Source organism: Novosphingobium sp. Sphag1I (assembly GCF_056279125.1).
Map to the genome: position 1 here is coordinate 53,119 of NZ_JBWBQS010000021.1, position 25,443 is coordinate 78,561.

The 25,443-nt window shown below is 63.2% G+C and carries 19 protein-coding genes and 1 pseudogene; 8 read left to right on the forward strand and 12 right to left on the reverse strand.

The window, feature by feature from the left end; translation table 11 throughout:
- The first annotated feature begins 375 nt into the window (after window positions 1–375).
- From ACZ9HU_RS19660 to ACZ9HU_RS19680, 5 genes are all read left to right on the forward strand, one after another.
- Window positions 376–738, forward strand: coding sequence for a hypothetical protein (locus ACZ9HU_RS19660; RefSeq protein WP_292632550.1), 363 nt, complete (start codon window positions 376–378; stop codon window positions 736–738).
- A gap of 352 nt (window positions 739–1,090) precedes the next feature.
- Window positions 1,091–2,323: a TolC family protein gene (locus ACZ9HU_RS19665; RefSeq protein WP_138012902.1), complete on the forward strand. Its 1,233-nt coding sequence runs from the start codon at window positions 1,091–1,093 to the stop codon at window positions 2,321–2,323.
- Complete coding sequence (locus ACZ9HU_RS19670) at window positions 2,320–3,552, forward strand: efflux RND transporter periplasmic adaptor subunit (RefSeq protein ID WP_476107491.1); 1,233 nt, start codon at window positions 2,320–2,322, stop codon at window positions 3,550–3,552. The genes ACZ9HU_RS19665 and ACZ9HU_RS19670 overlap by 4 nt, the downstream gene beginning before the upstream one ends.
- Window positions 3,549–6,680 (forward strand): efflux RND transporter permease subunit, encoded by a 3,132-nt coding sequence (locus ACZ9HU_RS19675; RefSeq protein ID WP_292687930.1) that lies wholly within the window; start codon window positions 3,549–3,551, stop codon window positions 6,678–6,680. The genes ACZ9HU_RS19670 and ACZ9HU_RS19675 overlap by 4 nt, the downstream gene beginning before the upstream one ends.
- The gene (locus ACZ9HU_RS19680) at window positions 6,677–7,060 is read left to right on the forward strand and encodes a copper-binding protein (protein ID WP_476107493.1); all 384 of its coding nucleotides are present in this window, start codon (window positions 6,677–6,679) and stop codon (window positions 7,058–7,060) included. The genes ACZ9HU_RS19675 and ACZ9HU_RS19680 overlap by 4 nt, the downstream gene beginning before the upstream one ends.
- A gap of 571 nt (window positions 7,061–7,631) precedes the next feature.
- Here ACZ9HU_RS19680 and ACZ9HU_RS19685 read toward each other — a convergent pair.
- From ACZ9HU_RS19685 to ACZ9HU_RS19725, 9 genes are all read right to left on the reverse strand, one after another.
- Window positions 7,632–10,091, reverse strand: coding sequence for a heavy metal translocating P-type ATPase (locus tag ACZ9HU_RS19685; RefSeq protein ID WP_292687934.1), 2,460 nt, complete (start codon window positions 10,089–10,091; stop codon window positions 7,632–7,634).
- The gene (locus ACZ9HU_RS19690) at window positions 10,084–10,431 is read right to left on the reverse strand and encodes a DUF190 domain-containing protein (protein ID WP_476107495.1); all 348 of its coding nucleotides are present in this window, start codon (window positions 10,429–10,431) and stop codon (window positions 10,084–10,086) included. Before ACZ9HU_RS19690 ends, ACZ9HU_RS19685 begins: the two co-directional genes overlap by 8 nt.
- Before the next feature lie 11 nt (window positions 10,432–10,442).
- Window positions 10,443–13,688: an efflux RND transporter permease subunit gene (locus ACZ9HU_RS19695; protein WP_476107496.1), complete on the reverse strand. Its 3,246-nt coding sequence runs from the start codon at window positions 13,686–13,688 to the stop codon at window positions 10,443–10,445.
- A 3-nt stretch (window positions 13,689–13,691) separates the two neighbouring features.
- Window positions 13,692–14,846: an efflux RND transporter periplasmic adaptor subunit gene (locus tag ACZ9HU_RS19700; protein WP_476107498.1), complete on the reverse strand. Its 1,155-nt coding sequence runs from the start codon at window positions 14,844–14,846 to the stop codon at window positions 13,692–13,694.
- A 78-nt stretch (window positions 14,847–14,924) separates the two neighbouring features.
- Complete coding sequence (locus ACZ9HU_RS19705) at window positions 14,925–16,220, reverse strand: TolC family protein (protein ID WP_476107499.1); 1,296 nt, start codon at window positions 16,218–16,220, stop codon at window positions 14,925–14,927.
- Between the two features lie 95 nt (window positions 16,221–16,315).
- Window positions 16,316–16,777, reverse strand: a complete 462-nt coding sequence (locus ACZ9HU_RS19710) for a hypothetical protein (RefSeq protein WP_476107501.1) — start codon at window positions 16,775–16,777, stop codon at window positions 16,316–16,318.
- Between the two features lie 207 nt (window positions 16,778–16,984).
- Window positions 16,985–17,890, reverse strand: coding sequence for an undecaprenyl-diphosphate phosphatase (locus tag ACZ9HU_RS19715; protein WP_292945436.1), 906 nt, complete (start codon window positions 17,888–17,890; stop codon window positions 16,985–16,987).
- A 25-nt stretch (window positions 17,891–17,915) separates the two neighbouring features.
- Window positions 17,916–20,096 (reverse strand): heavy metal translocating P-type ATPase, encoded by a 2,181-nt coding sequence (locus ACZ9HU_RS19720; protein WP_476107503.1) that lies wholly within the window; start codon window positions 20,094–20,096, stop codon window positions 17,916–17,918.
- A gap of 12 nt (window positions 20,097–20,108) precedes the next feature.
- Complete coding sequence (locus ACZ9HU_RS19725) at window positions 20,109–22,085, reverse strand: FTR1 family protein (protein WP_476107505.1); 1,977 nt, start codon at window positions 22,083–22,085, stop codon at window positions 20,109–20,111.
- A 75-nt stretch (window positions 22,086–22,160) separates the two neighbouring features.
- On the opposite strand from ACZ9HU_RS19725, the gene ACZ9HU_RS19730 reads away from it, so the two are divergent.
- Window positions 22,161–22,586: a MerR family transcriptional regulator gene (locus ACZ9HU_RS19730; protein ID WP_476107506.1), complete on the forward strand. Its 426-nt coding sequence runs from the start codon at window positions 22,161–22,163 to the stop codon at window positions 22,584–22,586.
- 43 nt (window positions 22,587–22,629) lie between these two features.
- On the opposite strand, the gene ACZ9HU_RS19735 is transcribed toward ACZ9HU_RS19730, so the two are convergent.
- A complete protein-coding gene (locus tag ACZ9HU_RS19735; RefSeq protein ID WP_124811367.1) occupies window positions 22,630–22,881 on the reverse strand; it encodes a hypothetical protein in 252 nt (83 codons plus the stop codon).
- Between the two features lie 88 nt (window positions 22,882–22,969).
- On the opposite strand from ACZ9HU_RS19735, the gene ACZ9HU_RS19740 reads away from it, so the two are divergent.
- Window positions 22,970–23,383 (forward strand): MerR family transcriptional regulator, encoded by a 414-nt coding sequence (locus ACZ9HU_RS19740; RefSeq protein ID WP_476107508.1) that lies wholly within the window; start codon window positions 22,970–22,972, stop codon window positions 23,381–23,383.
- On the forward strand, window positions 23,380–23,718 hold the full coding sequence (locus ACZ9HU_RS19745) for a YnfA family protein (protein ID WP_476107509.1): 339 nt from the start codon (window positions 23,380–23,382) through the stop codon (window positions 23,716–23,718). The genes ACZ9HU_RS19740 and ACZ9HU_RS19745 overlap by 4 nt, the downstream gene beginning before the upstream one ends.
- Before the next feature lie 21 nt (window positions 23,719–23,739).
- Here ACZ9HU_RS19745 and ACZ9HU_RS19750 read toward each other — a convergent pair.
- Window positions 23,740–24,540: pseudogene (locus tag ACZ9HU_RS19750) on the reverse strand (recombinase family protein); the annotation flags it as partial.
- Window positions 24,541–24,601: 61 nt separating this feature from the next.
- Window positions 24,602–25,162 carry a recombinase family protein gene (locus ACZ9HU_RS19755; RefSeq protein WP_004213255.1) on the reverse strand — a complete coding sequence of 187 codons (561 nt, stop codon included), beginning with the start codon at window positions 25,160–25,162 and terminating at the stop codon, window positions 24,602–24,604.
- Window positions 25,163–25,443: the final 281 nt, after the last annotated feature.

Genomic DNA, 25,443 nt, shown 5'->3' on the forward strand with positions numbered 1-25,443 from the left:
ATGACTCACCAGACTGACAGCTACTGCGGCTTGGCCAACCTATTACAGGGACACAGGACTAAAAAAGGCGGCCAACCGTGTTGCCGTGATCCGCTGGGCTGCTGCGGCGGCAAACCAGGCCGTTGTTGATGCCAAGCACCTCGCCCGTGGTCCCTGGTTCATACAAGCAGCAGGTGGGCAGGGTGCTGCGCAACGGCAGACTACCCGGCCATAACGGCCAATCCCAAGCGCGAGCGAACTGTCGGAATTGATGATTATTCCTGCAGCGTGTTGCGCGATACGTTTTAATCATGGACATAACAGCATGCAGGAATGCACCGTCATTGGTAATTTTTGCTTCCCACGCTGTGCTGTTCCTGCCAGACAGGACATAACGTGGATCGTCGGCTCGCCTTCCTGCTTCTTATTGGAGCAATCCTTGGCCTTCTGGGGCAGGAATCAGCTTTCGCGCAGATGACCCTCAAACCGGTACAATCCGAAACGACCCAAATGGACCCCGACTGCGCCAAAGCAATGGGGATTACCGTTCAGCCATCATCGGATGACCAACCCTGCCAAGGGATGACCCCGGAATGCATCGCAAAAATGGGTTGCACCGTGCCCTTGGCTTTACTCCCCGGCAAGGTTGTTGATGACGTTCAGGCCCTGACGCTTTTCCAACCTGTCGTGTCCCCTGTTGCGGCACTGTGGGGACGTACGGTTCCGCCCGAGCCTGAGCCTCCGGCGCACATCGGCTGATCGCTGAGCGGGCTACGTCGGCTTTGCCGACCCCGTAGCTTCTGCCCATCGGACCGAAGGATCCACGTCAATCCGCGCCCGCGATGCATCCACTTGGGGCCTCCCCTCAAGATGGTTTACGCGAAATGGATATCCGACTGGCGCCACCCAAAAACCTGGTGAGCCGGCTGCCGCATGACTGTGACAGGACCGGATCGCCGCAGGCAGGTTGAGCAATTGCCTGGCCGATAGCGATAAGACACGACGGCCGGGCACGTGGCGCCGGTGAAGTTCCCTCGCTTCACCGGCGCCCGATTCGCCAAAGGCAGTCCTTCGCAATCGGCCTCGCACGTGCAGACCGGAAGACAATTGCATGCGTATATTATTCCTGGCACCGGCCTTGGCCACTGCGCTGCCTTGCGCGGCAGGTGCGGAACCACTGACTTTCGAAGCCGCGCTCGAACGAGCGGCGAACGCAGCACCTGCGCTCAAAGTCAGTGAGGCCAGCGTCCGCGCATCGCACGCTCGTGCGATTGCTGCCGGCCAGCTTCCTGATCCCACCTTGTCCGTTGGCATCGATAATTTTCCGATTTCGGGCCCGCCAGCCTTTCGTCCGCGTGATGAAAGCATGACCACCGCACGGATCGGGATCGAACAAGCATTCCCCAACCCGGCCAAGCGGCGGGCGGAGCAAACCCGCGCGCGGGCTGCGATCGGCGCGGCGGAAGCTGGACAAGCGGTCACGGCGCAAGACGTCCGCCTGGAAACGGCGCTTGCCTGGATCGATCTTTACTATGCCAAACGTCGCCTTGCCCAGTTGCGGCGCCTTGATGCGAGTCTTGGCGATTTACAGGCTACGGTTACGGCGCGGCTTGCCTCGGGTTCAGCCCGGCCAAGCCAGGCCTATGAACCCGAGCAGTTGCGCGCGGCGGTTAATGACCGGCAAGCTCAGCTTGAGGCTGAGGTGGCCAAGGCGCAAGCCCGGCTCGCGCGCCTGACGGGCGATCCCGATGCTGACGTTAGCAGCGATCCGCCCTTGCTCACGGTCGAACGTGAACGGCTGAGGGGCGGTATTGGCGCAACTCCGCGCCTGACCGCTCTTGATGCCGATGTCGCTGCCGCCGAGGCAGAGACTGATCTTGCCCGCGCGGCAAAGCGGCCGGATTGGCGGGTCAGCACCAGTTATGGCCGGCGCGATCCGGCCTATGGCGACATGGTTTCCGTCGGCGTCAGTATCGATCTGCCGCTGTTCTCGCGCAAACGGCAAGATCCGCTGATAGCAGCCCGCGAAGCCGAGGCGGACCGGGCACGGTTCAGCCGCACTTCGGGCGAACGCGATCTGAATGCGGGGCTCACGTCCGATCTTGCCGATTACGACATGCATCGCCGGCAACTCGACAACGCCAGGGCTACACTCGTGCCGCTCGCCAAGCGGCGGGCCGAGCTGGATATGGCGAGTTATGCCGCAGGCAAGCTCGATCTTGGCAGCGCGCTCCTCTCGAGCCTCGCTCTTGCCGAAGCTGAAGTCGATGCACTCGCCCGCGAAGCTGATGTCGCGCGCGACGCGGTCCGGATCAATTACACATACATGGAGGTGCGGCCATGAACTGGCACGCGAAGCAGACCGCGCGTTGGGGCGCAGGCATCTTGGCGATCGCCCTGCCGGCAGGCGCGGGCGGGTATTGGCTCGGTCATAGCAGCAGTCCCGGTACCGTGACGGGCGCCGGATCGGAGCGCAAGATCCTTTACTGGTACGATCCGATGGTACCCGCCGAGCACTACGACAACCCCAATTCACTGTCGTCGATGGGGATGAAAACCATCCCAAAATATGCCGACGAAGGGGCTGCAACCGCCACGGCCCCGGGGGTCAGCATCGACCCGGCTGTCCGGCAGAGCCTTGGCCTGCGTGTGGTCACGGCGGAGATTGGCACACTGCCTTCATCGGTCACGGTCACCGGCACGATCGACTTCAACCAGCGCAATGTCGCCATCATCCAGGCGCGCTCGGGCGGTTTTATCACCCGTGTCTATGGCAGGGCGCCGGGCGACGTTATCGGTGCGGGCGAGCCCATAGCGGACCTGCAATTGCCCGAATGGGGCGGCGCGCAGGGCGAGTATCTCGCGGTCCGCCGCCTTGGCCGCCCCGACCTTACCGCGGCGGCACGCCAGCGGCTGAGGTTACTGGGCATGCCCGAGCAGCTCATCGGGCAAGTGGAGCGCAGCGGGCGAACGAGCGCCGTTCTTACCATCACGTCGCCAATCGGCGGGGTCATCCAGACGCTTGATGGACGGCAGGGAATGACGCTCGTGGCAGGCCAGACCCTTGCACAGGTCAACGGGATCGGAACGGTCTGGGTCAATGCCGCCGTGCCGCAGGCGCAGGCGGGCCTTGTTCGGGTCGGGCAGCGCGCAAACGTGACGCTGGCCGCTCTTCCCGGCCAAAACCTCGCGGGCCGCGTGATTGCGATCCTGCCGACAGCGCAGGCCGAAAGCCGGACTCTCACGGTGCGGATCGAACTGGCCAACAGCGGCAGCCTGCTGCGCCCCGGCATGTTCGCCACCGTGGCGCTCGGCGACGAAGGCCAACCCGGATTGTTGGTGCCGAGCGAGGCGGTCATCCGCACCGGCGCGCGCAATCTCGTCATTCTTGCCCTCGCCGACGGACGCTATCGGCCAGCGGAGGTCCGGCTTGGCCGCGAGGGCGGGGGCAGAACAGAAATCCTTACCGGGCTTGCGCCAGGCGAGAAAGTGGCGGCATCGGGGCAGTTCCTGCTTGATTCCGAAGCAAGCCTGAGCGGTGTTCCGGCACGGCCGATCGGAGATGTGCGATGATCGCCGCGATCATCCGCGGCTCTGTCCGCTGGCGTAATCTGGTGCTTGTTGTGGCAGCAGTGCTGAGTGTTCTCGGCTTTTACGCGGTCCGGACTACGCCGGTCGATGCCTTGCCCGATCTCTCCGATGTGCAGGTCATCATTCGCACCAACTATCCCGGTCAGGCGCCGCAGATCGTCGAAAACCAGGTTACATACCCGATCGCCTCGACCATGTTGTCGGTGCCCGGTGCGCGCGTCGTGCGCGGCTATTCGTTCACCGGCGACAGCTTTGTCTACGTGCTGTTTGACGACGGCACCGACCTTTATTGGGCGCGCAGCCGCGTTCTTGAGTATCTGAGCCAAGTGCAAGGCCGTCTACCCGAGGGGGCCAAGCCGGCTCTGGGGCCCGACGCCACGGGGGTGGGCTGGATCTTTGAATATGCGCTGGTTGACAGGTCGGGCGGCCATGACCTTGCCCAGCTCAGAAGCTTGCAGGATTGGTTCCTGCGCTATGAGTTGAAGACTGTGCCGGGGGTGGCCGAGGTCGCCAGCATCGGCGGCATGGTCAAGCAGTACCAGGTGATCGTCGATCCGCAGAAGCTGGCGGCTTATGCGGTTACCACCGAGCAGGTCACTGAGGCGCTCAAGCGCGCCAATCAGGAGACTGGCGGGTCCAGCGTGGAAATGGCCGGCGCCGAATATACGGTTCGTGCCAGCGGCTATCTCAAGACGCTCGACGACTTCCGTGCGGTTCCGCTGCGCGCCGATGGAGGCGTTCCCGTGACGCTGGGCGATGTCGCGACGGTCCAGATTGGCCCGGAAATGCGTCGCGGCATTGCCGAATTGAACGGAGACGGCGAAGTGGCTGGCGGAGTCATCGTCATGCGCCAGGGCCAGAACGCCCGCGCGGTCATCGACGGGGTCAAGGCCAAGCTCGATGAACTGAAAAGAAGCTTGCCGCCGGGCGTCGAGATAGTGCCGACCTACGACCGCTCGGGGTTGATCGACCGGGCAGTGGAGAACCTCGGACACAAGCTCCTCGAAGAGTTCGTCATCGTCGCGCTCGTCTGCGCATTGTTCCTCTGGCACGCCCGCTCGGCGCTCGTCGCGATCCTGACGCTTCCGCTCGGCATCCTAATGGCCTTCATCGTCATGCGGTTGCAGGGCCTCAACGCGAATATCCTCTCGCTCGGCGGCATCGCCATCGCCATCGGGGCGATGGTAGATGGGGCGGTCGTGATGATCGAGAATGCGCACAAGCACCTCGAACGCTGGCAGCACGAGCATCCCGATAGCGAACTGGACACGGCGACGCGATGGCGCCTGGTCACGCAGGCTGCGGCCGAGGTAGGCCCGGCGCTGTTTCTCAGCCTCTTGATCATTACCTTCTCGTTCCTGCCGATCTTCACGCTTCAGGGACAGGAAGGACGGCTGTTTTCGCCGCTCGCCTTTACCAAGACCTATGCCATGGCGGCCGCGGCGCTGCTCTCGATCACGCTCATTCCGGTGCTGATGGGGCTCCTGATCCGGGGACGCATACCCAGCGAGGAGGCCAATCCGATCAATCGCTGGCTCACGCGGATTTACCGTCCGGCGATTGACTGGGTGCTCGTTCACCCCAAGCGCACGCTCGTGATCGCAGCCCTGATCTTCGCGACCACCTTGTGGCCGATGTCGCGGATTGGCGGAGAGTTCCTGCCGCAGATGAACGAAGGCGACCTGCTCTACATGCCGTCGGCGCTGCCGGGGATTTCGCCGGCCGAGGCCGGGCGGCTGCTTCAGCAGACCGATCGGCTGATCAAGACCGTGCCTGAAGTTCAGAGCGTATTCGGTAAATCCGGACGCGCCGAGAGCGCAACCGATCCTGCCCCGCTGGAGATGTTCGAGACGACCATCCGCTTCAAGCCACGAGAGCAATGGCGATCCGGCATGACCCCCGAGAAGTTGGTCGAGGAGCTCGATGCGCGGGTCAAGGTGCCGGGCCTTGCCAACTTCTGGATCCCGCCGATCCGCAATCGCATCGACATGCTGGCGACCGGGATCAAGAGCCCGGTCGGGATCAAGGTCGCCGGTTCGAACCTCGCCGAGATCGATCGCACTGCAAGGCAGATTGAGCAGGTCGTCCGGACGGTGCCGGGTGTCGCCTCGGCGCTGGCCGAGCGGCTGACCGGAGGGCGCTACATCGACGTCACGGTCGATCGCGCCGCCTCAGCCCGCTACGGGCTCAATGTGGCCGATGTCCAGTCGGTGGTGTCGGGCGCGATTGGCGGCGAAACGGTTGGGCAGACAGTCGAAGGGCTGGCGCGCTACCCGATCCAGGTCCGCTACCCCCGCGAAATCCGCGACAGTCCGGACAAACTGGCAAGCCTGCCGGTGCTGACCCCTGCCGGCCAGCAAATCACTCTCGGCAGTGTCGCCCGGATCGATATCAGCGAGGGGCCGCCCATGCTTCGCAGCGAGAACGGCAGACCTGTGACCTGGATCTATGTCGATGGCCGGGGCAGCGACATGCAGACCATGGTGGGCGACATCCAGCGCGTCATTACCGCAAAGGTCAAGCTGCCCCCCGGCGTCAGCGTTTCCTATACTGGTCAGTACGAGTTTCTCATCCGCGCCAAGGAGCGGATGAAGCTGGTAATCCCGGTGACGCTCGCGATCATTCTGGGGCTTTTGTACCTGACTTTCCGGCGCTGGGATGAAGCGCTGCTGATCATGGGCACTTTGCCCTTTGCCCTCACCGGCGGTCTGTGGTTGCTCTATTGGCTCGGCTACAACCAGTCGGTAGCGACCGCTGTGGGGTTCATTGCGCTCGCGGGCGTCGCGGCCGAATTCGGGGTCGTCATGCTGATTTACCTCAAACACGCGCTGGAGGCGCACAGCGATGACGACGTAGTGGGGGCGGTCCGCGATGGCGCTGTGATGCGCGTCCGGCCCAAAGCCATGACAGTTGCGGTGATCCTCGCAGGCCTGCTCCCCGTCCTGGCAGGTGGCGGAACAGGTTCGGAAGTGATGAGCCGGATCGCCGCACCGATGGTCGGCGGCATGCTGACGGCGCCCCTCCTGTCGATGCTGATCATCCCTGCGGCCTACCTGCTGATGCGCCGACGCACCCAATTTCGCAATCAATCCGAAGGAGAAGCACTATGAAGTCAGGTTTGATCATCACCTCCAGTCTTGCACTGTTGGCCTCGCTTACCGCTTGCAACAAGCAACCCGAATCGTCGAGTGCCACAACTGCTCCAGCGGGCAGCAAGAGCACCCCCAAAAGCACTGTGGATGCAGTTGCGATTGTTCATGGCGCCAGCACCGGAACCATCACCGCAGTCGATCTCGCCAAAGGGACAATCACGCTCGACCATAAGGAAATTCCGGCTCTACAATGGGCGGCAATGAAAATGGGCTTCTCCGCCAATCCGGAAGTCCTCCAAGGATTTAAGGTGGGAGATCACGTATCGTTTGAAGTCGATTGGGACGGCAGGCAAGGCACAGTCACGAAATTGCGCCAGGGTAGTGCAGATTGCTGTTGAAAAGGGTTTTAACGCCAGCATGCGATCAGGGGTCAAAGCCAACAGGTCGCATGCCACCCTTAGAATTTGACCGGTACCGATGCCCCGACTTCTTAGCAAAGCCCTAGCCGGCTCTCTCCTGATGCCAGTTCGGGCTAGAATTAAGTTTAGACTTCAAGACTAGTCGCGAATTTCTCGAAATTCGACCTCGATCCGCGCAATCTCTTCGGATGTGATGCCGTGCAGTCTTACCTGATAAGATGATATCAGCGTCCGATGGCGCACCGGCGGATGCCAGGACGCATCACCTTCGACAGGTCTAGTCCCATCTTTCCGGAACGCCGTCACGTGAAGATGACTTCCCCCTGGCAGAAAACCGAAGCCCCGCCGACGGGCAAATCCGCCCACGGTCACCCCATCCTTTGCCGCGTGAGCATAGACCGAACGGATTTCGACCCGCGAGTTGGCTTTCGCGGTAAGCGGCGCTGGGACAGGTGGAAGTGTCGCACATCCTCCTGCCAGAAATATAGCGGCTCCAAGTGGCAGGCCGCGAAATCTCCATCTTCCGTTGGTCATTTTGTCACCTCCTTCATTAGTTGCCGGCCGTGCGATCACGGTAGGCAAGCAATCGCAGGGCGTTGAACACGACGATCAGCGTTGAACCTTCGTGCATGGCAACCGCCGGCCCGATTCCCAGACCCAGAATAGTCGCCGGTACAAGCAAAGCCACGACGCCAAGGCTGACAAACACGTTCTGACGGATGATCCGACGCGTGCTGCGGCTGAGACCCACCGCGAACGGCAGGTGGGACAGGTCGTCCGCCATAAGTGCCACATCTGCGGTTTCGAGGGCCACATCGGAACCTGCCGCCCCCATCGCGATGCTGACGGTAGCACTCGCCATGGCAGGCGCATCGTTGACCCCGTCGCCGACCATCGCAACCTGCGCCTCGCTACGCAGCTTCTTGATCGTGACGACCTTGTCTTCTGGCATGAGATCGCCCCAGGCCTCGTCGAGCCCAACCTGGCGGGCGACAGCATCGGCGACGCGCTGGTGGTCGCCCGAGAGCATGACCATGCGTTTGATACCGAGTTTCCGCAGCTGATAGAGTGCGTCGCGCGCGCTTTCGCGCGGCGTGTCGAGGAGACCAATGGCACCAAGGTCACTATCGCCGCGGCGCACGACCATGGTGGTAAAGCCGCCTGCCCTCAATTTTTCAATCGCGGCAGCCATCGGGGCGGACAAGGGGTCGATCCCCTCGGTGCCGAACATCTCAGCCTTACCGATCAGCACCCGTTGACCACCCACTTCGGCGGTCACGCCGCGCCCGGTCAGACTCTCAATGTTGATCGCCTCGGGAATCGAACGATCGCCAATATGGTCCCGTCCATCACGGGCTATCGCCTGCGCGAGCGGATGGTCGCTCAGGCTCTCGACCGCAATCGCGACCGCTATCAGATCCTGCTTGTCGATGCCAGGCGCGGCCACGATCTCCTGGATACGCGGCGCGCCCTTGGTCAGCGTGCCGGTCTTGTCGAATGCGATCGCATCCAGTGAGCCAAGCAGTTCGAGCGGCGCGCCGCCCTTGATCAGGACACCGCCGCGCGCGGCGCGGGCCACGCCGGAAAGCACCGCGCTGGGCGTCGCGATAGCGAGCGCACAGGGGCTTGCCGCGACAAGCAGCGCCATTGCGCGGTAGAAGCTCGCGCGAAACGGCTCGTCGATCACCACCCAGGCAAAAAGCAGAAGGACGGTGAGTCCGAGCACGGTCGGCACGAAGTAGCGTTCGAACTTGTCGGTGAAGCGCTGGGTCGGCGATTTCTGCGTCTCGGCCTCGCTGACCAGCTTGATTACCTTGGCAAGGGTGGACTCGCTGGCAAGGCGGGTGACCTCGATTTCGAGCGCACCGCTGCCGTTGATCGTTCCGGCAAAGACCCGGTAGGCGGCCTCTAGCCGGTCGGGATTCGCGCGCGCGGCAGCATCGTCCATCACCGCCCGCTTGTCGACCGGCATGCTCTCGCCGGTCACCGGAGCCTGGTTTACCGCGCTGGTGCCCCTGACCACGAACCCATCGGCAGGGATGCGCCCGTCGGGCTTAACGGCGAGAACATCGCCAAGGGCAAGCTGCTCGACCGGCATCTCGCGGGTCGTCCCGTCGCTTTGTCGGACCATAGCTGTGCGGGGAGCGAGTTTCGACAGGGCCTCGATAGCACGCTTTGCCCGGCCCATCGCATAGTGCTCAAGCGCATGGCCTAGACTGAACAGGAACAGCAGCAGCGCACCTTCCGCCCAGGCGCCAAGCGCGGCGGCACCGGCGGCCGCGACCAGCATCAGCGTATCGATCTCGAAACGCCGGGCCTTCAGGTTCTGGAACGCCTCGCGCAGCGTGAAGAAGCCGCCGAGCCCATAAGCAAGGATGTAGCAGCCCAGCGGAAGCCATACGGGTGCGTCGGCGAACCTATTAATGGCGAACCCGATGGCCAGCATGAGACCACAGCCGAGCGCGAAGACCAGTTCGGTCCAAGAGCCGAAGACTCCGCCATGCTCGTGGTCGTGACTATGCTCGCCGGGGCCATGATCATGCCCGGCATGGTCGTCTTCGACCACGGTCTTGTGGCGCAGCCCCAGTCTCTGCAATACCGCCCGGACTGCCGGTTCGTCGATCAGGTTCCGGTCGAACTCGACCCGAACCACCCCCGCCGGACTGACCCCGGCTTCGAGCACGCCGGGGGTCTTTGCCAGTTGATCGCTGATCCGGTTGGCCTGGCGGGCAGAAAACGTCTGGCCCAGTTCCCAGACCACATGGCCAAAACGCGCCGATATGTCGGCGCCGGCAGCCTCGACGATCGAGCGGACCTGGGGCAGCGACAGTGTGCCGGGATTGAAGTGGACGCACAGAACCGGCGTGTCGCTATTGGACTCAGCGACATGCGCGTCATTTACACCGTCGCGCGCCTTCAGCACCGCCAGCAGCCGCTCAACGCAGCGGTCGGCCGCGTCGTGGACTTCGGGCAAGACCAGCGGAACGTCGAACTTGGCCTTGTCAGCCATCAGCGAGTTCCTCGTCCTGAAAGTCCGTTGGCCCGCTCAGGATTTCGACCGCCTCAAGCGTGACGAGGCCGATCCCGGAAACGGCGGTCAACTCGGCAGCAAAGCGGCGCAGCTTGTCCTCAACATCGACGATTTCGATGACGAGGGCTCGGTCGCTCTCGAAAACGTGCTTGCGGTGCAGATGCGCGGAGTGTCCGAAGCCCATCAGGGCTTCGAGCACCGTCGCGCCGGCAAGACCGCGCTCGCGGGCCAGCGCGGTGACATATTCGAACACCTTGCGATCACCGACATAGGCGCTCTCGTCAGTGTAGACGCGAAGCAGTCTCGCGGCCTTGTTCATGTCCATCTCCTTCACTGCGCCGCCGCCGGCGTGGGCGTGACGTCATCCAATTTATCATTCGAGAGGCCTTCCTTCGGCCCCAGGACCACCCGGGCGATCGCCGGAAGGACCAGCAGGGTCAGGACCGTCGCTGCGATCAGCCCGCCGATGACGGTCATAGCCAGCGGCTTTTGCACCTCGGCGCCGGTGCCATGCGCCAGCGCCATCGGTACGAAACCAATTGCGGGCACGAACCCGGTCATGATGACGGCGCGCATCTTGTCAATCATGCCTGCCCGGATCGCCTCGACGAGGACAAGCCCCTCATCGAGCCGCTCGCGGATAGCGGTCATGACGACGAGACCGTTGAGCACGGCAACACCAGCAAGGCAGATGAACCCCACGGCCGCAGACACCGAGAAGGCGATCCCGGTCGCCGCGAGGGCGAATACCCCGCCAGCAAGACCTAGCGGCACGGCGAGGAATACCGCGGAGGCCCGCCGCAGAGTCCCGAGAGCCAGGAACAGCAGCACGAAGATCGCGGCGAAACAAAGCGGCACGACGATCGCCAGACGGTCCGCGGCGGCTTGCAGGTTCTGGAACTGACCGCCCCATTCGAGATAATAGCCCGCAGGCAGCTTCACCTTTGCAACCTTTGCCTGCGCTTCGGCAACGAACGAACCTGCATCGCGGCCCTGCAGGTTCGCCTGGATCACGACGCGGCGCTTGCCGTTTTCGCGCGTGATCTGGTTGAGCCCTTCGGTGAAGCGGATCTGAGCGACTTGGCTCAGCGGAACCGAACGGCGCGCCTGGCCCTCCTGCGCCGGTAACATGACCGGGAGCGCCATGACCTCGCCAAGGTTTGCCCGCGTGGTGTTGGGCACCCGCACGGCAATCTCGAACCGGCGGTCGCCCTCGAAGAGCAGCCCCGCCTCGCGTCCGCCCATTGCTGCCGCGACCGTATCGGCCACTTCTTCGACGCTGAGACCGTAGCGCGCGATCGCCGCACGGTCGAACCGGACGTCGAGCGTTGGTGCGCCGCCGGTTTGGTCGGCCTTGACGCTCGATGCGCCGGAAACCGACTGGAGCACCCGGACTATCTCGTCTGCCGACTGCGCCATCTTGTCCAGATCATCGCCATAGAGCTTGATCGCAACATCGCCGCGCACCCCGGCAATGAGCTCATTGAATCGCAGCTGGATGGGCTGGCTGACCTCGTAGAGCTGGCCTAACCGTCCCTTGGCGGCCTTCTCGACCCGCTCGACGACGTCCTGCTTGCTGTCCACGCCATCCGGCCACTGGTCTTGCGGCTTGAGGATGACGTAGCCGTCGGAGATGTTCTGCGGCATCGGATCGGTGGCAACCTCTGCTGTACCGGTCTTCGAGAACATGAGATGCACTTCGGGGAGCTTCGTCACCGCGTTCTCGACCCCGCGCTGCATGGCAAGCGACTGTTCTAGGCTGACCGAAGGCACGCGGGTCGAAGCGAGCGCGAGGTTCTTCTCGTCGAGCTGGGGAATGAACTCGGACCCCAGCAGGGCAAAAGCGGGTATGGCCGCGACGAAGAAGGCCAGCCCTGCGCCGATAAAGCGCCAAGGACGCTCCAGCGAACGGTCGAGCAGCGGCAGGTAGCGCTGCCTGGTCCGGGCGATCAGCCAGACTTCCTTTTCGGCAACCTCGCCGCGGATCAGCAGCGCGACCAGCGCCGGGACCAGCGTGATGGCGAGGATGAACGCGGCGACGAGCGCCAGCATGATGGTGATCGCCATCGGCGAGAAGGTCTTCCCCTCGACGCCCGTGAACATCAGCAGCGGGGCAAAGGCGAGCAGGATGATCGCCTGCCCGAACACTGTCGGTTTGATCATCTCCTGGCTGGCGCGCATCGTTTCTTCAAGCCGTTCGCGCAAGGACAGGACGAGGCCTTCATGGGCCTGCCGGTGGGCAAGCCGGGCAAGGCAATTCTCGATGATGATCACCGCGCCATCGACGATCAGACCGAAGTCGAGTGCGCCGAGGCTCATCAGGTTGCCGGGCACCCCGACAATGTTCATTCCCGTCGCCATCATCAGGAACGAGAACGGGATGACGAGTACGGCGATAATCGCCGCGCGCCAGTTGCCAAGCAGCAGGAACAGCGCGGCGGCCACGAGGATAGCGCCCTCGGCAAGATTGCGCTCGACCGTGGCGACCGTCGCGTTGACCAGCTTGGCGCGGTCGAGCACGACCTCGACCTTCACGCCCGGCGGAAGTGTCTTGGCGACCTGATCGAGCTTTGCACCGACGGCTTCGGCGACGGTTCGGCTGTTCTGGCCGATCAGCATCAACGCGGTGCCGACCACGGCTTCGCGTCCGTTCATGCTGGCAGCACCGGTGCGCAGGTCGCCGCCAATGCGGACATTGGCGATCTGGGCAACGGTGATCGGAACGCCGCCACGCGTCGCGACCACGGTGTTGCGGATTTCATCGACCGAGCGGATGCGCGCGTCGGCGCGCACGAGATAGGCCTCGCCACCGCGATTGAAGTAGTTCGCGCCAACCGCAAGGTTGGCGGCTTCGAGCGCCTTGGCGAGTTCGCTGTAGGAGATGCCGAACGCAATGAGCTTGGTGGGATCGGGCTCGACCACGAAGGTCTTGGCATAGCCGCCGATGGAATCGACGCCCGCCACACCCGGCACGTTCTTCAATTGCGGCGCAATGATCCATTCCTGCACGGTGCGCAGGTAACCGGCCTTGGTGACCTCATCCGCAAGAACCTGGCCTTCTGGCGTCAGATAGCTGCCATCGGGCTGCCAGCCCGGCTGCCCGGCAACCCGCCGAGCACCTTTGCCGTCAGGGTTGGCATAGCCGACAGTATACATGACGATTTCGCCTAGTCCCGTGGTCACCGGACCGATCTGCGGCTGAACGCCTGCGGGAAGTTTTTCCCCCGCCTGGGTCAGGCGCTCGCCAACCTGCTGGCGGGCGAAGTAGAGATCGGTGGAATCCGAGAAGATCGCTGTAACCTGGCTGAACCCGTTGCGCGAGAGCGACCGGGTCGTTTCCAGACCGGGGATACCGGCCAGCGCCGTTTCGATCGGATAGGTGACCAGCTTCTCCATCTCGACCGGCGAGAGGCCGGGATTGACGGTGTTGATCTGCACCTGCTTGGTGGTGATGTCGGGCACGGCATCAATCGGCAGGCGGGTGAGCTGCCACAGGCCAATGCCGGCAACGGCGAGGAAGAACAGCACCACCGCCCAGCGCATGCGGACGGAAAGCGCCATGAGGCTTGCGATCATGGTCTATTCCTCCTCGCCCGCGCCCTTGCCGATTTCGGCCTTGAGCAGGAATGCATTGCGAGTAGCGACCTGGAAGCCCGGCTTCAGACCTGAGAGGATTTCCACCCGCCCGGCACTGCGCTGGCCGACGGTCACCGGTTGAACCCGGAACCCCTTGGTCGTGCGCACGAAGACCACGTCCTTGCCATTGAGCGACTGGAGCGCATCTTCGGGAAGCGCGATGGCGTTGCCGGGTGTACCGAGACTGGGATAAAGCCGAACCCTGACCCCGAGGCCCGGTTGCAATGTTCCGCCAACAACATCGATGACTGCAGTCGCCGAGCGCGTTTGCCCGTTCAGCGTCGGAGTTACCGTCCTTACCCGGCCCTCAACCGTGCCCCCTTCCGGCAATTCGATCACCGCGCGGTTGCCGGCGGCAAGACGCGCCATGTCAGCCGGGCCGACCGACGCCTCGACCTGGATCTGGCGCGGATCGGCAACGCGGAACAGTTCGGCTTCGGGTTGGACGTAGGTGCCCAGAACGGCATTCGCGGATGTCACCCGACCCGAGATCGGGCTGCTGACTATTGTTCCCCGACCATCGCGTGTAACATTCGCTACACCCATGGCCGCGTTGGCGCGCCGGGCCTCCGCTTCAGCTGCAGCGGCCTCGGCCTGTGCCGCTTCATATTCGGCGCGCGACGATACCTTCTGTTCGAAGAGGTAGCGTTCGCGGGCTAGGTTGCGCTGCGCGAGCGTCGCACGCGCGGCAGTTGAAGAGCGTTCGGCCGCGATTTGGCCGGCGTCGCGGCTTTCCACGATCGCCAGTGCTTCCCCAGCGCGAACCGGATCGCCAAGCCGCTTGAACACGCGGATGACGGCACCCCCGGCGCGGGCAGTCAGCACGGCCTCACCGGTTGGCGACGACGCGACCACGGCCTGAACCACGATCTCGGAGCCGAACCCGCCTGCCGACACCGCTTCGACGGCGATATCCGAATTGCGGATCGCTTCGGCGGAGAGATCGAGCGAGGTCGGAGCCGCTTCAGCAGCTTCCTCGGCCGGCGCGGCGGCGGTGGACGGTTCGCTCGTCCAGCGGGCAGCCATGAAGCCCCCCCCTGCTGCGAGCACGAGCGCGCCGGCAACACCGGCGACGAGGCGCTTGTCGTCAAAGTACATGGGTAATCTCCGAAATGGGGCGACGCCCGGCGCCGGTTACGGCGCGCGGCAGGCATCGGGAAATGAGGGCATCCAGCTTCACTGCGCAATTCCCCGGTCGGGAGCAGGCGCAACGAGCCGTGCAAGGTTTGCTTCGGCAGTGTGATAGGCAATGAGCGCGTCGACATAGGCTGATCGGGTCTGCGCCAGGGTCCGTTGCGCCTCGATCAGGTCGAGCTGACTGAACTTGCCGTTGGCGTAACCGATCCCGGCGATCCGGGCGGCCTCGAACGCAGCGGCAAGGCCCGGACCGCCTGCGGCGCGCGCACTGGCGGCGGCATTGGCGAGTTCGGCCTGGGCCGAGGCAATCTCGCGCTCGGTTTCGATCAGCGCCACGCGCCGCCGGGCGTCCGAGGCGGACTCTTGCGCCGTTGCCTGATCGAGCGCCGCCTTGCCTCCATTGAACAAGGGCAGCGGGATCGAAACTCCGAAAACTGCGGCTGTGTCGTTAGACGCGGACAGGCGCTTTGCACCGGCGCTTAAAGTCACATTCGGCACGCGCTGCGATCTGGCGAGGCGCACCTGCGCCGAGGAAGTCGCGAGGTCGGCCTCGGCGGCGGCCAGCGTCAGTGTCCCCTCGGCCTTGATCGGAGCTGACGGACCATAGGCATCGGCGCGTTCGAACCAGTTTCGATCAAGCAGTCCGACGACCGGCTGACCGATCAGCCGTCCGAGATTGGCCCGGGCGGTCTCGGCTTCGCGGCGGGCACGATCGAGCGCGACATCGGCGTTGATCCGCAGGACATCGGCCCGTTGCTGTTCGATTGGCGAGGCTGCCCCGGCGGTAACCCGCGCGCTGGCAGCTCGAAAGCCCAAGGCCGCGAAATCAGCTTCCATCTGGGCGATCTCGACGCGCCGCTCAGCAGCAATGGCGGCAATGTAGGCTTGCGTGATCTGAAGGCGCAGGTCGGCGGCAACGACAGCAGCCTCGACCTCGGCGCGCCAGGTCTGGGCATCGGCCACCGCAATCCGGGCCGAACGCTTGCCCCCGAGTTCGATCGGCAGGGCAAACCCGGTCGTTGTTTCCGCGCTTTGGGTGCCCCTGAACTGTCCTGTCCCGCCGACATTCTCAACCTGGACCTGCAATTCGGGATTGGGACGCAATCCCGCAACGGTCCGGCCGGCCTGCGCAGCGCGGAGGTCGGCGGCAGCCGCAGCGAGCCCCGGCGCACTGTTGCCAGCGGCGGCGAGCGCCTGATCCAGGGTGAATACCGGCGCGGGGGCCGTGGTCCCGGCGACCGGCGCTTCGGCCCTGACGACCTGCCCACTCGTGCCGAGCAAGAGCGCCGCGGCAAGGACGCGCGGCACCGGCGTACGGGCGCTCCGATGGCGCACTACGGACGCGCACGCGCCCGTTTGACTGTCTTGCATGAAATATTCTCCTGAAAATCATGAGCCTTGGGCGCACGTATGGCACCGGTGGATGACCTTCAGGCGGCGGGCGGCTCCGTGGGCGGAGCCGCCCCGAGCGCCGTCAGCGGATAAACCGTCTGCGGCATCATCAGTGCGTCGGCAGACCAGATCCCCACAGCTGGGACCTCGGCATCCGTTCTTATTGCGATGGTGCAGTGGTGGTGGGCAACCGCATGACAGGGCACATCGCCACCTTGCTTGTCTTTCTGCCTGGTCGCGGCATCGACGTGATCTTCGAAATTGAGGATTTCGCTACTGTGACCGGCAAGCAGATCCTGTGCATGGCTGCGTTCAGGCATGACTATGCTACCGATCAGCACGGCAAAGAGCAGCAGCATAGAGATGATCTGCCGCCGCATGGGGCGGCGGTTACCAGTCATTCGCGATGTGGGCAAGTAGCCTTGCCACATTTCGTAGTTTCTGACCAGTCTCTGGCGTTCGGCAATAACTGAAGTGCTCTCGCAAATTTCGCTGATCATCCCAGTCATTCTCCTTGGAACAGCTTAGCATTGCCGTCGTACGATTGCCAACCACAATGAAAAATGACGATGCGTCATTATAAATAAGTGCGATAATTGTCATAGGGAATTGGCAAACTTGACTTGGATTTTATTTAGAGCCACCGACCATCGAGGCGACGGCGGCGGTGGTCCACCCGATGGTCGTGACAATTACGGGCAGCGGCGTCATATCAGCCACCCCTTCGACGAGGCGACGAGGAGAAGGATGCCAAGTAGGCCGCGATACACGACAAACGGCCAAGCCGAGAAACGCTCGAGAATGCGCATCAACGCCCAGATCGCCACGAAGGCCGAAATCGATGCGACGATCAGGCCCAGCGCCAAAATGGACCAACCGTGCATATCGAGATTGGCTTTATGTAGTTCCCACAGTTCCTTCGATCCGGCGAGAGCAATCGCCGGGATGCCCAGCAGGAATGAAAAGCGCGGCGCTTCCTCGCGCCTGAAGCCGAGCGCGAGTGCTGCGGTCAGGGTTGATCCAGAGCGCGAGACGCCTGGAATAAGAGCGCCGACCTGCGCGAGTCCGACCAGCAGTGCATCGACTAGTGATGCATTTTCAACGCTGCGACGGTGGCGTGCCAGAATTTCCGCGAGGGCCATCAACACTGCCATTGCGATGCAAGCCCAGCCAATCACAAGCAAGGCGCGAAGCGGCGAACCGCATGTATTGAGGATGCCTGACAGCAGGATCCCTGCGAGCGTGATCGGGACCGTCGCCAACGCGATCCAGATCGCGAGTCGGAGTTCGGGATCGTTGAACCGTCGTTGACGGATCGCCGACCCGGAACCGACCGCCAGGCGGCGCACATCCTGCCAGAAATAGCTCATAACCGCTGCCAGTGCGGCCAATTGCATCGCTGCCGAAAACGCCGAGCCGGGATCTCGCCACCCCAACAGGGCGGGCACGACGCGCATATGGGCAGTCGAGGAAATCGGCAGGAGTTCTGTGATCCCCTGAACCACTCCCAGTACGGCGACCTTGGCATAGCCCAGTGTCACGAAGCCAGTGTCGATGCCGGTGGCACAAGGTACGGTCATGTCAGCGCTGTTCCATTCGGTTGAGGTGGCCAAGCCAGGAGCGTTGCTGCTTTTTGCACTACTGACGAACCAGTCTTAGACCATTGGCAACCACGATAAGGCTGGCTCCCATGTCGGCGAATACGGCCATCCACATCGTCCCAAATCCTGCAAGCGTCAGCGCCAGGAAGATGGCTTTGATACCAAGCGCCAGGGTGATGTTCTGGACCAGAACGGCCCGCGTTTTGCGCGAAAGCTGCACGAAGCGGGCGATCTTGTTGAGATCGTCGTCCATCAAGGCAACGTCGGCCGTCTCGATGGCAGTATCGGAACCGGCGGCCCCCATCGCAAACCCGATATCGGCGCGCGCGAGTGCGGGTGCGTCGTTGATGCCGTCGCCAACCATGCCGACAGACCGGCCATCGCGGATATAGCGTTCAATCGCCTGGAGCTTGTCCTCGGGCAACTGGTCGCCCAGTGCCTTGTCGATCCCCACCTGCTGCGCGATGGCTGCGGCGGTACGGGAGTTGTCACCTGTCAGCATCACCGTCTCGATGCCAAGCTCGTGCAAGTTCCGAATGGCAACGCGGCTGCTGTCCTTGATGGTATCGGCGACGGCGAGGAGGATGAGCGGCTCATTGCCATCGGTCAGGACGATGACCGTCTTGCCCTGCGCTTCGAGCTGGGCCAGCTGCGTTTCAATCGCTGGGGAACACACCCCGGTTTCGTGGATCAGGCGGTGGTTGCCGAGCAGATAGTCCACACCGCCGATCGTGCCCTTCACGCCGCGCCCCGGCAGCGCAGCAAAGCAGGTCACATCGAGCAAGGCTATACCAGACTTTCGCCCTGCTTCGGCAATCGCAAAGGAGACGGGATGGTCGGAACGCGCGGCAAGGCTGGTTGCGACGCGCAGGCTATCGATGCCACCCATCTGATCGAGTTGCACCGTGTCGGTCAGCGCGGGTTTACCGTGCGTGATGGTTCCCGTCTTGTCGAGGGCAAGCACAGCAAGTTTGTGCCCCTGTTCGAGATAGACGCCGCCCTTGATCAGGATACCTTGGCGCGCCGCTGCCGCGAGGCCACTGACGATCGTGACGGGGGTCGAGATGACGAGCGCGCAAGGACAGGCGATCACCAGCAGGACCAGTGCCTTGTAGATCCAGTCCAGCCAGTTGGCAGCGAATAGCAAGGGTGGAACGAGGGCCACCGCAACGGCGACCAGGAACACGACCGGCGTGTAGATGCGCGCGAACTGGTCAACGAAACGCTGGGTCGGTGCGCGGGCGCCTTGGGCTGACTCAACGGCTTCGATGATCCGGGCCAGCGTCGAGTGACCGGCATCGGCGGTCACTTCATACTCAAAGGAACCGACCTCGTTGAGGGTCCCGGCGAACACTTGGTCGCCGGGTGCCTTTTCGACCGGCATGCTCTCACCGGTGATCGCCGCCTGGTTGATCGTCGAACGACCGCTTGTGACGGTGCCGTCCAGCGCAATGCTCTGACCTGGCCCGATTCGAACAACGTCACCGATGCGCACCGATGCGGCCGGGCGATCGACCCACGAGCCGTCCGGCTCACGAACAGTGGCGTGGTCCGGGGCAAGCTGGACTAGGCTGCGAATGGCATTGCGCGCACGGTCGAGCGATTTCGCCTCGATCAGTTCGGCGATGGCGAACAGCACCATGACCATGGCGGCCTCAGGCCACTGACGGATCAGGAGCGCGCCCGTCACCGCAATACTCATCAATGCGTTGATGTTGAGATTGCCGTGGCGCAGGGCAATCCAGCCCTTGCGATATGTATCGAGTCCGCAGACGGCGACGGCGAGCAAGGCGATCAGCGCGACCATCCATTCGGGCAATCCGGACCAGTGCATGATCTCCGCGACCAATGCCGCAAGGCCGCCCGCAGCATAGGGCCACCACGGCTTCGCGGCTTCCTCGTGAGGCGCCTCGTCGATGCTAGGTTCAAAGAGTTCGGCTTCCATGCCGAGTTCGCGGATGGCTGCCTGGACCGCTGGCAACGCTCCCGTGCGATGGGCAATCGTCAACATGCGCTGCATCAGATTGAACTCGAGCCCCTGGACCTCGTCCATGGTGCCGAGCTTCTTGCGGATCAGTGCTTCCTCGGTCGGGCAATCCATCTGGGCAATGCGCAGACGGGTGACGCTGCTACCCTCAGGCACAGCCGAAAGCGCAGGCGCAAACGTCTCGTCCAAGGAAGCAGGTGCTGAACTTGAACCGCAGCAAGTGTCGGCCATGGGACTACTCCGTCACGCCGCCACCGCCTTGCGGGCCAGCCACTCATTATACCATCCCCCTGCCACGATGACCGCGATCGTCAAAAATTGCGCGCCGATCGACTGCCAGGTCGGGAACAGTCCCAGCACCGGGATGCGAGGCATGTGAGCCAGCGGGGCAATGTCGATGATCCCCGCCTCCTGCAATGCCGATACGCCCTTGCCGGCGAGGACGACCGCCAGCACCGCGATGAGCCAGGAGCTGTATTTGAAGAACTCGCGCACCGGAAGCTGGGCACTGAACCGCAGCATGGCCCAGGCGATCAGCGCTAGGACGACGATGGCTGAGATTGCGCCGGCTAGAATGACTGCGCCGCTTCCCTGCGCGGTCAGCGCCGCATAGAACAGGATCGTCTCGAAAACCTCGCGGTAGACGACGATGAAGGCGAGGCCGAACAGGAACCACCCGGAGCTACGCGACAGCGCATTGCCGAGTGTCTCGTTGATATAGCGCTGCCATTCTCCGGCCTGCGACTTGCCGTGCATCCAGATGCCGACGGACAACAGAACCACGGCGGCGAACAGCGAGCCGAAACCTTCGGTCAATTCCCGGCTTGCGCCGCTGATGCCTATGAAAAAGGTTGCAACAGCCCAGGTCAGCGCTCCTGCCGCGAGGGCCGCAACCCAACCGACGTGGACATGACGAACCATCTCGCCGCGATCGGCCTTGCGCAGAAAGGCGATCATGGCGACCACGATCAGCAGCGCTTCCACGCCTTCGCGCAGCAGGATGGTGAACGCGCCGAGGAAGGTGGACGCCGTGCTGGCGGCATCGGGCGACAGCACCTCCTCGGCATCGCTGAACAGCCCATCGAGGACGGCCATGCGATCCTTGACCGCGCTTACAGGTTCGCCGCGGCCGATGGCTGCGCGAAGATTACCCATTTCGGTCTCGATCCGCCCCATCAGCGTCGCATCACGCGCCGCGAGCGCCGGCTCGACCGGCTCGAACCCGTCGAGATAGGCGGACAGCGCGAGCTTCTTGGCCGCCTCCCTGTCGCCGGCCTCGTAAGCCGCAAGGCTCGCCTGGAGCTTTTCATGAGCAACTGTCAGCGATCCGGCCTTGGCCTCACTCACCGCTTCGGGATGCGCCCGTAGATAGCCAAGGACCGCATCAGCCTTGTCAGGACCAATCTGCCGCCCGAGCGAGGCAGGCGTCATCCCGGCGAGCGCGGCCAGGTTGGGAACCTGGCTGCGCAATGCGGCATCGCTCTTCCAGAGCTGTTCGCCCTTGCCGGCATTGGGGAAGGCGAAGCGACCGATGTAGAAGGCAAGGTTCCAGCGGTCCTGCGAGGGCAATTCGGAGAAACTGCGCATGGCTGTGCCATCGAGCCCCTGGCCGATCACCTGATAGAGCGCAAAGGGGCTTCTCTCTCGGGCACGCGACGCATCGGCAAAGGCAACCGGCACGGGGTTGAGCTTGGCGGCGTCCGGTCCATGACCGTCGCCGCTCAGGCCATGGCAGCCTGCACAATTTTGCGCGTAGAGTGCATTGCCGCGCGCCAGATCGGGAGTTTTGCTGGGTGCGAGCGGGACAGGATAGGCCGTCAACAGGTGCGCGGCGAGCGTCCGCGCAGACTTCGCTACATCATTCGGCGCAGCTTTCTGCGCGACCATGCCCCGAAACGCTTTCGCCTCGGACAGCAGCCCGGCCTTCTGCGCTGCCGGCGGCAGCGCCGCGAGCTTGGCTTCGACCGCGCCGGCAAACTCGGTCATCTCCGCATATTCCTGCGCGCTCTTCACCTTTCCATCGGCGACCGCCCCCGCATAATCGACCGCGACATAGTCGAGCAGCCGCCAGGCCGTCTGGACATCCTCATCGCTCGGGTTTGCAAAGGCAGGGGCCGTTCCCGCCACAAGCAGGGACACCAGCAAGGCGGCCAGGCGCAGCACGCGGGTAGCGGCCTTGATCGATTTCGGGGCGTGATTCGCGAATTTGGTCTTGCTCATCGGCCCCCGATACAATCTACAGTAGCTGTAGAAGCAAGCAGTTTTTGCGAGCGATTCGCGATATGGGACAATACGATGGGTGAACCCGCGCGTTTGGCGATTGGCGACCTGGCTCGGCAAACTGGGACCAAGGTCAACACGATCCGGTTCTACGAGGACATCGGCCTGCTCCCGCGCCCGCTGCGGACCGCTTCGGGAAGGCGGACCTACATTGCAGCGGACGTCCGCCGCCTCTCTTTCATCCGCCATGGCCGCAGCCTGGGATTTTCGGTCGACGAGATCCGCTCACTGCTGGCCCTATCGGATCAGCCTGAACGCGATTGCGGTGAAGCAGCGGCAATCGCGCGCCAGCACTTGCGCGACATCGAAGAGCGCATCGCCCGCCTGCAAACCTTGCGCAGCGCGCTGGTGGGCGTCGCTGCGTCCTGTGATGGCGGCCGCGCCGCAGATTGCCACGTGATCGAGGCGATCGCTGGCGTTGCCTTGCCAGCTCCCGATTAGTGAAAGCAGGCAACGAGTAGCGGGACCGGCAAGGCCACACCGTTCAACCGCAGCGCGAAGCGGGATCGCAACTGTGCCGGCATTCGCAACTGGCTCGCTGACGCTTGTGCAGTGCGAGCCAGACACCGCCGCCAACCAAAGCTATCGCAGGAATGCCGATGCACATGGCCGCGTCGAGTGATACGGCTTCAAAGCCAAGGACCGCACCCGTTCCTGCCAGCAGCGGCACGAGCAATGGGGCACAACAGGCCGCGCAAGCGAGCGCCTGACCAGCGAGTCCCAGTTTCAACTTCATGTGCAATGTCCTTGTTCGGTTTCGAGTCGCCGCATTCTACAAGTTCAAGTAACTTGAAGAGCAAGCGCCATCATGCGATGCCTTCTCCATGCCGATGCCCATTAGCCAGGCCGCAAGTCTTGCGGGATGCTCCGCGCCGACGATTCGCTACTACGAGGCGATCGGCCTCATTCCGAACGCGGCAAGGACTGATGGCGGGCGTCGCAGCTATGGCTGGCCCGATGTGAAGCGCCTGCAATTCATTCGCCGCGCGCGTGATTTCGGTATGTCGATCGACCAGATTCGGGAACTGCTGGCTCCCGAGGCCGATGCTGCCGGAGGCTGCATCAAGGCTCGCGATATCGTTCAGCAGCGCATTGACGAGGTCAAGGAACGGCGGTTGGAACTTGCCCGCCTCGAGTCCTCGCTCGATGCCATGGCCCGGCGCTGCGATGTGACCTGTGGTCCGTCGCCAGCTCTCCCGTGCACGATCTTCGAAGATATCGCGGACGCTGCCGCGTGAAACTCTGGGCGATCTACGCTGCAGGCGCGTTTTGCGAGATCGCTGGCTGCTTTGCCTTCTGGGCCTGGCTCAAGAGCGGGAAGCCGGCGCTTGTCGCCATTCCCGGCGTGGCGGCACTAGTTGCGTTTGCATGGCTGCTGACGTGGGTGGACACGGCCTATGCCGGACGCGCCTATGCCGCCTACGGCGGGATTTACATTGTCGCTTCACTGTTTTGGCTGGGGCTGGTCGAAGGGCAACGGCCAACGACCACTGATATCCTCGGTTCCGTAATCTGCCTTGTCGGGGCAGCGATCATTCTCGCTGGTTCGGGTGCTTTGACGTTCGGAAAATAACGAATGCTCGACCGAGTGCCCTCATTCCTCGATCAAATGTAGCGCCTTGGCCTGCAGGATCACCCGGCGCACGCCTTCTGCCGTCCACGACAGACCTCCACGCGGAGTGGGCTCTCGCAAGTCGCGTGACAGCCAGGCGGCGATCTCACGCAACGATGCCTCCGGATGAGTCTTCAGCCGATCTGCAACTAGCCGTGCCGCCCGGGTGTCGGGTGGCAGACGCGGCGACGGCTCCAGGATCGCGACGCTGGCGTAGCCTGACTTCACCAGCGTCCGGCAAGCCTTGATCAGTGTGCGCTCGCTGAACGAGCGCACTGGCGGAGTGATCGCAAGAATATGGCGCAATACCAACGCCCAGGGTAAATGCGGCCGGAGCCGCTCAACCGTCGGCAGCCACCGATGTCGACCGTCGATCAGCGCATTCAGGTATCGCTCGTTGTGGCTGTGACGAATCTCAGCGATGGCAATCGGATCACGGGCCCGCATCTTTGGATTGCCAGGCCGAGCACCTCGCGCGACCGCAGCCTTCAGCCCTGCCCGCGTCCGCTCGCGGATCAATGCGCGCTCGAATTCGGCAAAGGCACCGAGCAACTGCGTCATCAGCATCCCCTGGGCACTGGAGGTGTCGATTGGATCGTTGATCGACCGGAAATAGGCGCCCTTGGCGCGCAAGGTCTCGACGATTTCGAGCAAGTGGGACAGCGAGCGCGCCAAACGGTCGATGCGCACGACCAGCAGGGTATCCCCCTGCCCCACCCTTTCCAGCGCCCGCGTGAGGTTGGGCCGGTCGCGACTGCCGCCGCTCGCCTTGTCCTCGAGTAGGCGTCACCTCAAGCTTTGTACGCTGAACAACGATTTTCCGGACATAATGTGAACATTGGTGTCAGGCAGCGGCGCGAAGGTACTGGTAGAGGGTTTCGCGGCTGATGCCCATGTCGCGCGCGATGGTCGCCTTGCGTTCACCGGCGGCAACGCGGCGGTGCAGATCGGCAATCATCTCATCCGAGAGCGACCGTTTCCGCCCCCGATAGGCGCCGCGCTGCCGAGCGATCGCAATGCCTTCGCGTTGCCGTTCGCGGATCAGGGCGCGCTCGAACTCAGCAAACGCACCCATGACCGAGAGCATCAGATTGGCCATCGGGGAGTCCTCCCCCGAGAAGGACAGGCTTTCCTTCTCAAACTCGATCCGGATACCTCGCTTGGTGAGGCCCTGGACCAGCTTGCGCAGGTCATCCAGATTGCGGGCCAACCGATCCATGCTGTGGACGACGACGGTATCGCCTTCGCGGGCGAAAGTGAGCAGAGCCTCAAGCTGGGGGCGGTTGACGTCCTTGCCCGATGCCTTGTCGGTGAAGGTCCGATCGAGCGACTGACCTTCCAATTGGCGATCCACATTCTGATCGAACGTGCTGACCCGGACATAGCCGATCCGTTGCCCCTTCACTGCGCACTCTCTCCATCAAAATGTCAGGTTGAAATCTATGATACGCAACGACATTCGTCAACAAATTCCGTTTAGTACCCTAATCTGACAGAAACCGCGGTAGCGCCCTGACGTCCGGTTAGGCTATACTCCAAGCTGACATCACAAAATCAAATCCCTCAAAGATGGCGTCAATTGCCTTGATGGGGTAAAAACTGGAGTGCTTCCAGGATGGGACATTCGGCAACGTCATCTCCAGTGCCTCGGGCTAACGTGGTCGCCAGCGGCACCTCTATCTTCTG